The following is a 12,326-nucleotide window of genomic DNA, read 5'->3' on the forward strand; positions in this document are numbered from 1 at the left end:
ACCCAGGCATACGCGGCACACCCCGAACGCTTCGCCCGCCGCCCCCAACCGCCCACGCTGCCCTCCGCCGTGTGGATCAACGAACCCCGGCCCGAGACAGAAGCTCAGAAACAGAACTCATAACCTCAAACTGTCTCATTTGACTTGACAGCTTCCGACGTGGGACGCGGCGATCGGGAGGATGGGCCAGAGCCGAGTGCCCGTCGAGGCGCATGGCGAGATCCCGTCACAATGTGTCGCTTACGCCTCTGACCGCCGTGCCTGCTGGCTCGTAGCGTCGGACCGGGAGCCGGCGACCGCCGGCTCCCGGCGGTGGGAGCCAGCTCGAATGACTCCCACCGCCGCGGTGTTCGGCTCGGAGTCACGCCTGCTCGGGGTGGTCGGTGCCGGTCTTCTCGCGCATCTTGTGCACGGCCTGCCGTGACATGCGGGCCCGTCCGGCGATGTCGGAGTCACCATGGCCCCCAGTCGATCGCGCGGGTGACCAGCTGCCGACGCTCGGAGAGGTACTTCTCCAGACGTGCGCATTCGGCGCCGACCACGGCGAGGCGGTCCCAGTCCTGCCCGCATCGACGTCCGTCGACACGAAAAGGTCCTCCCAGCTGCACTGATGCGACCACACGGATCCGGCGTCAGCGGCTTCTACGAACCTTCCCGACCCAGCACGTGTAGCGGCCATGACTTCATGGAAGCGCTGCGGAGAGCCACCGGCTCCCGATCTTCGTTTCTGGTGACAGAAAGAGTGCTGAATGAGCGCGTGTGACAAGTCGAATGCCTTGTTGGTGACAACCAGACTGCTTTGACGGCTCCACTTCGCCAGCTCACTCGGCTCCGCAGGTGACAACTCCTGAGCTTCGGCTCAGACAACGAAAGCGAGCACCCATGACTGACGACCGCCACGCCCACGACCAGGACCACGGTGAAGGCGCCATGTGCCCCAGCCATGAGCGCCTGCACCGCCTCCACGAGCGTGCCGGACACCTGCTGCGGCTCCACATGATCGGGCTGCTGGACGACACCGACCTGCCAGAAGCCGACGACGAAGTCATCCTCGACACCATCGCCGACAACCGGGGCTTCGGCTCCTGGCCCTACCAGGCGCTCGAGGCCTGGCTTTCCCAGGCCTTCCTCGCCCGGTCCGGCTGCTACGCCGATCCCGCCGTTCGGGCTACCGCCTTCCCGAGTGATCGACTGATGGTCATCGAGTAGGCCGGTGTTCGCAGCACCGGTCGGGAAGGCACGCCCGTGCTCAGCGTAGTCAACGACGACGGCACCACCGCCAGCGGCTCCTCCTTGATCGACGAGATCGTCCGTGATGGCGCGAGGCGGATGCTCGCAGCGGCCCTGGAAGCCGAAGTCAATTCCTACGTAGCCGAGTTGGCCGGCCAGCTGGACGAGACCCGGCGAGCGGCTCGTGGTCCGCAACGGCTACCACCAGCCCGGGAAGGTCACCACCGCGGCCGGGGTGGTCGAGGTGAAGGCCGCGCGGGTGAACGACCAGCGCGTTGACGAGGTCACGGGCGAGCGCAAGCGGTTCTCCTCCGCCATCCTGCCGCCGTGGTGCCGCAAATCCCCGAAGATCAGCGAGGTGCTGCCGCTGCTCTACCTGCACGGCCTGTCCTCGGGCGACTTCGTGCCCGCCCTGGAGCAGTTCCCCGGCAGCCCGGCCAGGGTCTCGCCCGCGACGGTCACCCGGCTCACCCAGCAGTGGCAGGCCGACCATACCGCGTTCATGGACCGCTACCTCGCGGAGGTCGACTATGTGTACATGTGGGCCGACGGCATCCACCTCAGCGTCCGCCTGGAGGAGGCCAAAGCCTGCGTCCTGGTGCTCATCGGGGTCCGCGCCGACGGCTCCAAGGAACTGGTCGCGCTCAAGGACGGCTACCGCGAGTCCGCCGAGTCGTGGGCCGACCTGATGCGCGACTGCGCCCGCCGGGGCATGCACGCCCCGGTCCTGGCGGTCGGCGACGGCGCCCTGGGCTTCTGGAAGGCCCTGGCCGAGGTGTTCCCCGAAACCCGCGAGCAGAGGTGCTGGGTTCACAAAACGGCCAATGTCCTCGACGCCATGCCGAAGTCCGCGCAGCCGGGCGCGAAGAAGGCCATCCAGGACATCTACAACGCCGAGGACCGCGACCACGCCGAGGCGGCGGTCAAGACGTTCGCCAAGCTCTACGGCGCGAAGTTCCCTAAGGCCGTCAAGAAGATCACCGACGACCAGGACCAACTGCGGGCGTTCTACGACTTCCCGGCCGAACACTGGATCCACCTGCGGACCACGAACCCCATCGAGTCGACCTTCTCCACCGTCCGGCTGCGGACCAAAGTCACCCGCGGCGCCGGCTCTCGCACCGCCGCCCTGGCCATGGTCTTCAAACTCGTCGAGTCCGCGCAGCAGCGGTGGCGGGCGGTGAACGCACCCCACCTCGTCGCCCTCGTCCGCGCCGGAGCCCGCTTCGAAGGCGGCCGACTGATCGAACGGCCCACGGAGCGAGCGGCATGACGGCCATCGGTCTGCGGCCGGCCACCTCCGCGGACAGCGAGTACTGCTTCCATCTGCACAAAGCCGCCATGGGTGCCTACGTCACGGCCGTCTGGGGCTGGGACGAACAGATCCAACGCGACTTCCACGCCCGCGTGTTCACCCCGGACCGATGGCAGATCATCACTGCCGACGGCGTCGATGCGGGCATGCTCCACGTCGAGCACCGGCCAACGGAGATCTACCTGGCGCGGATCGAGCTCCACCCCGACCACCAGGGGCGCGGCATCGGCAGCCAGCTCATCCGCAGCCTCCTGCACCAGGCCCGCCAGCAGGGCGGGGACTTCACCTTGGACGTCCTCGTCGTCAACCAGCGAGCCCAGGCCCTCTACCGGCGACTGGGCCTGCACGAAGTCACTCGTCACGGCGAGAACGACATCAAGATCAGGATGTCCACCAAGCCGCCTCAGCCTGGCCCGATCCACAGATCTTGACAATGACTCGGCCCGGGCAGTCTCCCAGGGCCCTACGGACATCAGCCAGGAAGGTCCAGGTCGGCCAGGGTGGCGCCGGAGGCCCAGCGCTGCAGCTGGCGGCCGCCGAGGAGGTGGACGCCGCCTTGGCGGCCGGCCCAGAGCACGTCTGTACGGCTGAAGCCGCCGAGGTGGACCACGACCCGGATCAGGCCGTCGGCGCCGGGACGGCCCGCCTCCCGCAGTGGAGCGGGCCCGCCCGCGCCCTCGCCCTCGTCCTCGTCCGTGGCGGCTTCGCTCGCCACCGGGCGGAACCCGACGTCGAGTTCACGGCCCCGGCGGTCCCGGGCGTACAGGCGCGGCCGCCCTCGCGGGCGGTCAGGTCGACCACGCGTCAGCCGTCGCGCCGCAGCATCCGCGCGGCCGCCACCGCCCGGCCGTGGTCATCGAGCAGGGCCAGCGCCGCCGCGGTGTAGTGGCCGCCGCGCTGGCGGACCACTGTCTGGCGCGGCGATACTTCATGGCTGTGACGAGCGAAAACACCCCGGCGGTCAGACCGCCGCAGCCTCCGGCCAGACGTCAGATCCAGTCCTGGCAGGAGGCCGAGCACAATGCCGCGGCCTGGATGCGCCACTGGGGGTACGAGGACGCCCGTGCCCAGCCCGGCGGTAGCGACGGCGGGGTCGACGTACGCTCGCGGCAGGCGCTGGGGCAGGTCAAGTACCAGGGGGCCGCGGTGGGGCGGCCCGAACTGCAGCGCCTGTTCGGGGCCCGTGGCCGGGCCATGGACAAGGACCTGCTCTTCTTCACGGGAAGCAGCTACGCCGCCACCGCGATCGAGTACGCCGCCGAGAACGGCATCGCGCTGTTCGGCTATGGCCTGGACGGCTCGATGACCGCGGTCAACGCCCCGGCCCGCCGTATCGCCGCGGCACCGGCTCCGACACCTCCCGCGACACCGGCACCGGTCTTCGCCCCCGCGCCACCCCTCGCCCCTGCCCGAGAGAGGCGACCTGGCACGGGGCGGATCGTGCTGGGTCTCGTCCTGACCGCCGTAGCGCTGTTCATCCCCGGCGGCGAGGGCTACGACCCCCGCCCGAACCGGACCCTGGTGACGCTGCTGATGCTCGTCGTCCCCGCGGTCCTGATCGCCTCGGGCATACGGGAGAAGTCCCGCCGCCGCTACTGGCCGACCGGCCTGGGCCTGCTCCTTCTGGACCTGCCGGTGGCCTGGCTCACCAACGCGCGGCTGTGGCGCGGAGACACCGCCGACGTCCTGGTGCCCGCGACGCTGACCGTGCTGTCCCTCACGGCCGCGACCCTGCTGATCCGCTGGAACACCCGCGGCACCGCCGCCGCACCCTCGGGCGAGCCGGCGACCTAGGCGTATTGATCACGAGCACCCAGGCACCCACGCACCGGCCTGGCGGCCAGTGCGTAAAAGAGGTACCAGTGGGCACCGTTCCTCTGCGGTGTCGCCGTGTCACGGAGCGGGGCGGTCATCGTTGGATGCCGCGTCACGGACGGATAGGACGACCTTCCGGGGAACACCAAGGGCGTGCTCCATCACTCCGCGATGACCCCGGGGCTGAAGAAATCCCTCGACACCGGTCAGGTCAGCGCGGGCGACCGGCTGTTTGTTGAGGTCACCTTGATCCGCCCTTCATACAAGAGACTTGGGCAGATGACGCTGAACGTCTGTGAGGCGCTTGCGTCGGAGGAGTAGTCGGTTGACACAGTGCGGCCAGACGCCGGATGCCAGGCGGCACGGTCGCCGCAGTAGGACGACGAGAACCGCATCCTCCTCGCCCGGGTCCCAGTCGGAGTCCTGGCCCTGGTAGACGTTCACGGTATCTGAACCCGAACCGTGCCCTGACCTGCTGCGATCCGCAGCACGAAGCCCCGAGGACCACCTCCGAGGCTTCTCCGTGCCCAACGGCCACCTTCCATCTGTCAGAAGTCGTACACGTCCGTGCTCCTTCGCGCCGCCCCCAGTCGGTAGGACGGAAGGCGGCTGGGGCAGCATCTGCTCAGTTGCTGCCCATGTGTGAGGTGCCGTCATGCAATCCGTCATCCGCCGCGTCGTCCGTGCTGCTCGCCGGACTCCTCCTGGCGGGCTGCTCGCCCAAAGCCCACAACGTCGGAGCCGGATCACTGGGCGGAACGCCAGCGTCCAAGGCGTCGGCCGCCGGCGCGGGCGGCGGCTTGGGGCAGACGATCGCGGTCGGGGCGGGCCCGCAGAAGACGTACACCGTCCAGCAGCAGCCACCGGCGGGCAGCTGCCACTACCGGACCGAGGGTGGGGAGCCGCTCCCGGATCCGAAGTGCACCCCCGGCGCGATCTCTCCGGCCGTCACGGAAGCGACCCTGAAGTCGACGATCTGCCGCAAGGGCGGCTACACCGGCGGCGTCCGCCGGCCTGTCTCGATTACGAGCCGGGAGAAGAAGCTGAACGCCGCCCCCTACGGCTACACCGGCCGCATGGGAGACGCAGAGTACGACCACCTGATCAGCCTTCAGCTGGGGGGCGACCCCAACGACGAGCGCAACCTGTGGGTTGAACCCGCCGACCCGGGCCACAACCCCGGCGGCGGCATCAACAACAAGAAGAACCCGGTGGAGACGAAGCTGCACACCGCGGTCTGCTCCGGTCGAACCACTCTCGCTGCGGCTCAGCAGGCCGTCGCCAGCGACTGGACCACCGCCGCGTCCAAGCTGGGCCTGAACTGACCAGCTCAGCCGGGCAATGCCAGCGCGGTCATCGGTGCCCGCTCCGGGACGCCGCCTGTCGGACTGGGCCGAACCCCAAGCGCGTCGAGGCCGCCGCTTCCTGAACAGACTGCGCGCCTGCGGGGGATATCGCACCGTGGACGCGAGCCTGGCCCGTCACTCCCCCCGTGGTGATGGGCCAGGCTTCGTTCAGCAGACGAGACGGGCAGGGAGGTGGTCTCGGTGCTGGCCGGGTCCCTGATCTTCAGACAACGGACCGGAGAAGACGACCTCCGATGGTCGGTGAGTTGTTCTCCGATCGGGTCGGATTGATGAGTTCTACCGTCCCGCCTGCGTGGAGAAGTGCATCGCCGCATACAGCTGCACGCACGGCGGCGAAGAAGACTGACCCGAGCCGCTCAGCGCCGCATCGTTGACGGGCCGCAGTCCTCAGCGGCCCGGCCTGGCCGGTATTCAAGCGACCGGCTGCCTGCCTGTTGTGCCCGGCGGTGAACGGGCGGTAAGCGTCCCTCTCATCTGACGGCGCTCGAAGCCGATGCTGTCGTCTTTGCCCAGCGTGCTCCCACAGCTGGTACAGGCCCCCGGGACATGGTCCTCGGTGACGTCGGGCGCGCAGACCATGGCAAGTCCCGACCCGCCCGCACCCGGCTGACGGCCCCGCTTACGACCGCTCTTGGGCGCCGGCTTCCTCTCCGGCCTGCCGAAGGTGTCGCTGGACGGGGGCATCGAGGAGTTGCCCGAGTTCCGGCCCAGCCGCCTTTCCAACTCCGCGACCCGCACCGTCAACCGCTCGTTGGCCGCCGCGAGCTCAGCCGACTGGGCCTCCGCGGCCTCGGCCCGCGCCTCCGCGGCCGTCACCTGCCGCTGGAGCAACCCGATCAACGCGAGGAGCTCCTCGCGCGACGCAGACTCCAACGCGGACGACATGACCACGGATCCTGCCCCACCCACCCGCCACCTGTCACATCGTCAGACGACGAACTCGATCGCGACCTTCTGAATGCTTACATGGGGGCGGCGTTGGGGGCGTGAGCGGCACCTCGCTGCATACCAGTGGCGAAGCAACCGGATTGCATACCAGTGGCGAAGCAACCGGATCTCGTGGGTCCCGGCGTCTTCTCTGCACGCTAGGAAACGACTCCTGTGCTCAATGACGGCGGCAGGAACCAAAGCCTTTGCTGCACCGCTCCCGCACTGCTCTCGATCTGTTGAGCCGGTGGAGTGAAGGGACCCCATGTGAAGGCGGGCAGCCAGGACTCGGGTGCCGTGCTCCAGGAAAGCCCGCGAATCTGGGGGAGTGTGCGTCTCCCGGTAAGGGAACGAAACACCTCCATGCTCTCTCCGCGCACAGTCGCGGCAGGGTCGCTCTCGCCGACGAGCCACGTATGGTCGGGCGTCTCGATGCGCAGCGCCGGGAGGTGGTGCGCGTTCACCGACATGGTGAAGCCCATCGTGGCAAGTTCCAGTGCGTCAGCGAAGGCGACATGGTCGCGAGGCACGGGGAGGCCCAGTGCGCCGTGGATGTCGAGCTCGTGAGAGAACGCATCCAGAAGCATCATGCCGCGGCGCAGCCAGGGGGTGCGCTCCAGTACCTCCGCCAGCACCCCGTCCAACTCCTCCCAGGCGGTGAGCAGGTGCACGAGAGGAGTGTTCGGCTGCGGAGCCAGAGGTCGATCGATGTCGCCGGACACTTCTGCGACGACCATCCGGCAGGTCTGGAGCAAGTGTGCGATCAGGTCCCGCACACTCCAGTCGGGACACGCGGGCACCGGCCATTCCGATACCTCGGGATGTGCTCGTGCCAGCCGAGTTACGTTCTCCTGGCAGGAGCGGTAAGCGAGGCTCCAGAAGGCCTCCGACTGCTGATTTGCCGTCATGTCGACGGCTCCTCGAGGACTCTGCTCGCAAGGCCGGCTTGGCGAGCAGACACATGTCCCGACTCGTACAGCCAGCGAACGCTGTCGGCCATGGTGTCGGAGATCGGCCGTGGGGCGATGCCATATGTGGATGCACTCGCGTCGACGGGCGTGGCGTGCGCACAGGTATAGACGGCGCCGTACTCAGCAGGGATGTGCCAGGGCCAGATTCGCTGCAGCAGGTCTGTGAGCATCCCGAACGGCAGTATCGAGCGAGCAGGCAGGAACTTCGCCGGGAGTGCCCGGCCGGTTGCCTGCCGAAGAGCCTCGACGTACTGACGGGTGGTCACATACCGGTTGGGGCCGAAGTGTCGCTCCCGCTCCCCGGCCGGTTTGGCGAGGAGGGCAGCAAGCAATTCGGCGGTGTCCCGAACGTCACCCATCGGGAAGCCGCCGCCTGGCCAGATGGGAAACAAGCCGCGCAGGGCATTCCGCAGCCGGGCGCTCTGGTCGCCCATATGCGGGTCGTGTGGTCCGAGCAGCGCCGGCGGGTAGGCGATCACCACTGGCGCTCCTTCTTCCTGGTGCAGGCGGGCGACTGCCTCGGCAACCGACTTGCTTGCGAGGTATGCCTCGCGTGGCATGCCGAGGGGGGAGTCTGCCCGGATCACGCTGCCTGCGGCGGGGTACATCGCGCCGACGGTGGACACATAGACGATCGGGTCAACCCCGGCGCGCACGGCGGAGCCCAACACGAGCTGCGTGCCACGCACATTGGTCCTCCGCATCTCGGCACGCCGCCTGCTGTCGAAGGAATACACCGATGCCGCATGAAGTACCGCATCCACCCCGTCCACTGCCTTGGCGACGGCGATCCTGTCGGTGACGTCGCCGACCACCACCTCCAGACTGGCCGGGGCGACCCCCAGCGGGCGCAGCGCCTGGTCCACTCCGGATGGGTCGCGGACCAGCAGTCGCACCCGTGCACCCGACCGGACAAGGGCCGCGACGGAGTGGGCGCCGACGAAGCAGGTGCCACCAGTTACGCAGATCAGCATCGATCACCCCTTCATGGAACCGAGCGCGGGTCGTGCTGGCGTCGGAACCGAGGACCGGCTGGCCCGAAGGCCGGCGCGCGCCAATCTCCAGTGGAACTACAGATTGCATCACAGACACGGTCTGTCTCTGCATCATGACAACCATGTGAGCCGATGCCTTCTCATTCCTTGCTGTGCTCAGGCGCCGCCCCGGACCGCCCACGGAGGTGGGCCACGAAAGAGAAGACAGCGCACTGGTGGAGCTACACATCGCGTTCGAAAGGTGTTCGGCGTGTCGCCGCATCCTCCGCTTCGTCCGGTATTGACCCTCGGATAAACCTGATCGTCGACGTCTTGGCGGCTTGCTGCTGCGCCGAAGGCAGAACGGCCGAAATTCGTTCCCTTCCTGAAAGGGCTCCCCAAGCGAACTGGCCAGTAGTCACGAAATGCCAGGATGGGAAATAGTGAGACTCCGGCTTCGGCCGTAAGTACCGGCTGCCCAGGGAACTCCATACCAGCCCTTCCACGCTTCCAAGTGATCACGGTGGACGGCAATATCGAAGGAGTCGTATCTCGATGAAGCGTGTAAGCTGCCGTTTAGGGAGGGGACTCGTCCTGGGGGGCCACAACCCGCGCTGCGGGTCAGGGCCTTCAGCGCATCCTGCCGAAGGCATGACCGCGATCTGTCGGCGTACGGCTTACGTCGAGTCGTCGAATGTGGCGCAACACGGAGCGCTTAGACAACGCCTCTCGATTGAGACTTCGAAAAAATGCCGGTCCAACTGAGCGAGCATCCAGAAGGGTCGTGCGTCATGTCAAGCGATTCCTCGTGGCTTGAATGCTTAAGGCAAGAGGAGGGGGGTCTGGACGAACGGCTGTTTGCATTCGCATCCCAAAACCAGATTGGCGAGCCGATCGAGCGAACGCTCGTGGTCATTTGTCAGTGTTACGGAGAGAAGCTTTCCCTCTCGTTTCTCGCGAAAATTGCCGGGTTGAGTAATTTTCATTTTTGTCGTGTATTTCAGCGCCAAGTGGGGATGTCTCCAATCAAATTTCTGGCCGTTGTGCGCATGTGGCGAGCCAAGTATCTGCTCGAGTCCACAACACTGAGTGTCGCTGAAATAACCCACCAGGTGGGGTATGGCAGCGTAACCACGTTCACCACCCGATTCTCGGCAATGTTCGGTGTCGCGCCTGGCCAACTCCGGCGACAACATACACGTAAGTTGCAACAGGCGACTGGATCCGCAGTCGTAGCATCGCAAGCGGAAATCTAGGCAATATCGACGAAGTCGTACTTCGATAAACCGGCTACGCTCCGATGCAGTGCAGAGATCAGCACCCAGAGGCATGAGCCGTGTGGAGGTGATGGCCGCGCATGCCAGATTCGCCCGACGCCCGACGCCCCGCCACACTGCGCGACGCGGCGACCAACGGTACGTACGACGACGTCCCGGCCGTGCTCAGCGACCGCTGAACGACACTCCGCAGCCCGTCGATTCACGGGCGACCGTGGCCTGCTGAGCTCGACTCGCTGACGGTCCGGCAGGTCGCGGGCCATGCCGCAGCAGCCGGCATACGAGGGTCTGGCGCTGACTGCTGTGCAGGACCACGTGATCGATGAACTGCGAGACGCAGTCATCGAACTGCAAGCAGAGAACGTGAGCTGAAATGGGAGGAAAATGATGAGTGCTGATATGCAAAGCGGTGTGCTTGTCACCACGCACGGGCTGACGCTCGACGGCGTGATCGGACAGGTCCGGGCGGCAGCGCAGGCGGGCGTGAGCACGGCGTGGCTGCCTCAGGTCTTCGGGGACGACGCGCTGACCACGCTGGCCGTCGCAGGCCGTGAGGTCCCGGACATCAAGCTGGGCACCGCCGTCGTGCCGACGTACCCTCGGCACCCACTGGCGCTGGCCGGACAGGCACTCACGGTGCAAAGCGCGACGGGTGGGCGGCTGACCTTAGCCGTCGGCCCCAGCCACCGCGCGACCATCGAAAGGGCCTACGGATACTCCTACGATCGGCCGGTGCAGCACGTACGCGAGTACCTCACGGCCCTGGCGCCCCTGCTGCGCGGCGAACCTGTCGAGTACCGCGGCGAGACGCTGACCGTCGCCGGCGCGGTCGACGTGCCCGCCGCCACGCCGCCGTCGCTGATGCTGGCCGCGCTCGGTCCGGCGATGCTGAGGCTGGCCGGAGAGATGACGGACGGCACAGTCACGCTCTTCACCGGGCCGCGCACCATCGCCAACCATGTGGTGCCGACGATTACCCGCGCCGCGAGCGAGGCCGGGCGTCCGGCGCCGCGCATCGTGGTCGGCCTGGCGGTCTGCGTGTCCGACGACGCCCCGGCGCGGCGCGAATTGCTGGGTGCCATCTACGCGGCCGTGGGCACCGGCGGCGAGCCGAGTTACCGGTCGATGCTCGACCGCGAGGGCGTCGCCACGGCGGTCGACGTCGCGATCATCGGCGACGAGACGACCGTGGAGCGAGAGCTGCGACGGTACGCCGACGCGGGTGCCACCGAGTTCATGACGACGCTCTTCGGAACCGAAGAGGAGAACGCGCGAACGTTGGAGCTCATCGCGTCGTTCGGCTGAGCGCGAGCTTCAGGACGGTGCCGATGACCACAACAGCGGGCGACAACGACGTCCTCGGTGGCGCGCGGCGGCTTGCTGAAGTCGGGCTGCTCGTTCTTGGCTGTGGGCAGCGCTGACCGCCCCGCGTTGCTGGGATGGCGACGGCGGGTGGTGGATCTGCTCCTCCGGCATACGGTTGGGGGTGGAGTTCCCCGCTCGACTCGTGCGGGCATCACCACCACCTGGTGTGTGGCCCCCGTATCTACGCTCGGCTCACGGGAGACGAACCTTGCGGAGGAAAGGGGCCAGAAGCCAGGGGCGCCGGCCCCAGACACGCAGCGAGCCGGTCAGTGCCGCTCTTACGCGGGGGACGCGGTGGAAGAGCACGAGGTTCAGGGTGGCGGGCTTGAAGTGAACGCGCACGTCGTTGTCGCGGCTCGGCTCTTCGATCCAGACGTCGCCGGTATCCAGAACCATCGTGACAGGTGATGTGTAGTCGGAGCGGAATTCCACTGCAATGCGCCCCTGGTGCACCCGCCTGTCGTCGTCCAGGAGGTGACCGGCACCGTTGCGGGCGATCTCGATGAGAAACAGCTCGAAGAACAGCGCCGCGTACTCGTCCGGAAGATGCCAGGGTAGGTCGACGGCGCGGGCGATGTCGCGACCGTGCAAGAGCAACTCGTTGGTCAGGTGGGCCACCAAGCCGGCCAGGGGGATTCGCGAGCCGCCGAGCCAACTCAGGGTCCGGGTGGGATCCGCGGCGGCGGTCAGACGCAGGATCTCGTCGATCGAGGTACGGAGTGTGCCCACGACTTTGCCGGGATCGCGTTCCGTGTAAGCGTGCAGGAGCGCCGAGTTGAGGCTGGTGCCGATGGTGTCGACGGTGGCGGTGGCGATGTGCTCGCGTATGCCCGGCATCGGCAGCGGCGCGTCATCGGACGCCACCGCCGCGGTGTTGAGCCAGGCGACGGCGGCGACGTGGGCCGCGGTGTCCATCACGCTCCAGTCGGCCGTCGCCATTGCCTGCGGATCCGCGGACTCGACCAATGCGCCGAAGCGGTCGACGACGTCCTTGACCGCGTCGCGCGCCGCATGCCACTTGTCGGGCGTGATCCTCGTCGCCCCGATGGCACGGTGTGCCTGATACCGCGTTCCCATCGCACTCC

General features: G+C 67.5%; 12 protein-coding genes and 1 pseudogene. 8 read left to right on the forward strand and 5 right to left on the reverse strand.

All coding sequences use genetic code 11. From position 1 onward, the window contains the following. Window positions 1–882: 882 nt before the first annotated feature. From AB0N14_RS32120 to AB0N14_RS32130, 3 genes and pseudogenes are all read left to right on the forward strand, one after another. On the forward strand, window positions 883–1,209 hold the full coding sequence (locus tag AB0N14_RS32120) for a hypothetical protein (RefSeq protein ID WP_366029217.1): 327 nt from the start codon (window positions 883–885) through the stop codon (window positions 1,207–1,209). A gap of 36 nt (window positions 1,210–1,245) precedes the next feature. Continuing rightward, window positions 1,246–2,503, forward strand: a pseudogene (locus AB0N14_RS32125) (IS256 family transposase). Then, a complete protein-coding gene (locus AB0N14_RS32130) occupies window positions 2,500–2,976 on the forward strand; it encodes a GNAT family N-acetyltransferase (RefSeq protein WP_366029218.1) in 477 nt (158 codons plus the stop codon). The pseudogene AB0N14_RS32125 and the gene AB0N14_RS32130 overlap by 4 nt, the downstream one beginning before the upstream one ends. Before the next feature lie 41 nt (window positions 2,977–3,017). Here the strand turns inward: AB0N14_RS32130 and AB0N14_RS32135 are convergent, their stop codons facing one another. After that, window positions 3,018–3,260, reverse strand: a complete 243-nt coding sequence (locus AB0N14_RS32135; RefSeq protein ID WP_366029219.1) for a hypothetical protein — start codon at window positions 3,258–3,260, stop codon at window positions 3,018–3,020. A gap of 215 nt (window positions 3,261–3,475) precedes the next feature. Between AB0N14_RS32135 and AB0N14_RS32140 the strand changes: the two genes are divergently transcribed. The 3 genes from AB0N14_RS32140 to AB0N14_RS32150 all read left to right on the forward strand — a co-directional run bounded on the left by AB0N14_RS32140 (window position 3,476) and on the right by AB0N14_RS32150 (window position 5,685). Further along, window positions 3,476–4,339, forward strand: coding sequence for a restriction endonuclease (locus AB0N14_RS32140; RefSeq protein WP_366029220.1), 864 nt, complete (start codon window positions 3,476–3,478; stop codon window positions 4,337–4,339). 192 nt (window positions 4,340–4,531) lie between these two features. Beyond that, window positions 4,532–4,681, forward strand: coding sequence for a hypothetical protein (locus AB0N14_RS32145; protein WP_366029221.1), 150 nt, complete (start codon window positions 4,532–4,534; stop codon window positions 4,679–4,681). Between the two features lie 326 nt (window positions 4,682–5,007). Then, a complete protein-coding gene (locus AB0N14_RS32150) occupies window positions 5,008–5,685 on the forward strand; it encodes a hypothetical protein (RefSeq protein ID WP_366029222.1) in 678 nt (225 codons plus the stop codon). 453 nt (window positions 5,686–6,138) lie between these two features. On the opposite strand, the gene AB0N14_RS32155 is transcribed toward AB0N14_RS32150, so the two are convergent. The 3 genes from AB0N14_RS32155 to AB0N14_RS32165 form a co-directional block, all read right to left on the reverse strand. Next, on the reverse strand, window positions 6,139–6,612 hold the full coding sequence (locus AB0N14_RS32155) for a DUF6444 domain-containing protein (protein ID WP_366029224.1): 474 nt from the start codon (window positions 6,610–6,612) through the stop codon (window positions 6,139–6,141). 200 nt (window positions 6,613–6,812) lie between these two features. Further along, window positions 6,813–7,562: a maleylpyruvate isomerase family mycothiol-dependent enzyme gene (locus tag AB0N14_RS32160; RefSeq protein ID WP_366029226.1), complete on the reverse strand. Its 750-nt coding sequence runs from the start codon at window positions 7,560–7,562 to the stop codon at window positions 6,813–6,815. Further along, window positions 7,559–8,599 (reverse strand): NAD-dependent epimerase/dehydratase family protein, encoded by a 1,041-nt coding sequence (locus tag AB0N14_RS32165; protein WP_366029227.1) that lies wholly within the window; start codon window positions 8,597–8,599, stop codon window positions 7,559–7,561. Before AB0N14_RS32165 ends, AB0N14_RS32160 begins: the two co-directional genes overlap by 4 nt. Before the next feature lie 791 nt (window positions 8,600–9,390). Between AB0N14_RS32165 and AB0N14_RS32170 the strand changes: the two genes are divergently transcribed. After that, window positions 9,391–9,855 carry an AraC family transcriptional regulator gene (locus AB0N14_RS32170; protein WP_366029228.1) on the forward strand — a complete coding sequence of 155 codons (465 nt, stop codon included), beginning with the start codon at window positions 9,391–9,393 and terminating at the stop codon, window positions 9,853–9,855. A 432-nt stretch (window positions 9,856–10,287) separates the two neighbouring features. Beyond that, the gene (locus AB0N14_RS32175; protein WP_366029229.1) at window positions 10,288–11,181 is read left to right on the forward strand and encodes an LLM class F420-dependent oxidoreductase; all 894 of its coding nucleotides are present in this window, start codon (window positions 10,288–10,290) and stop codon (window positions 11,179–11,181) included. A gap of 252 nt (window positions 11,182–11,433) precedes the next feature. Here AB0N14_RS32175 and AB0N14_RS32180 read toward each other — a convergent pair whose 3' ends face one another. Continuing rightward, window positions 11,434–12,318, reverse strand: a complete 885-nt coding sequence (locus tag AB0N14_RS32180; protein ID WP_366029230.1) for a hypothetical protein — start codon at window positions 12,316–12,318, stop codon at window positions 11,434–11,436. Window positions 12,319–12,326: the final 8 nt, after the last annotated feature.

The sequence above is a fragment of the Streptomyces sp. NPDC051104 genome (assembly GCF_040682835.1).
In the GTDB taxonomy this organism is placed as follows: Bacteria; Actinomycetota; Actinomycetes; order Streptomycetales; family Streptomycetaceae; genus Streptomyces; species Streptomyces cynarae.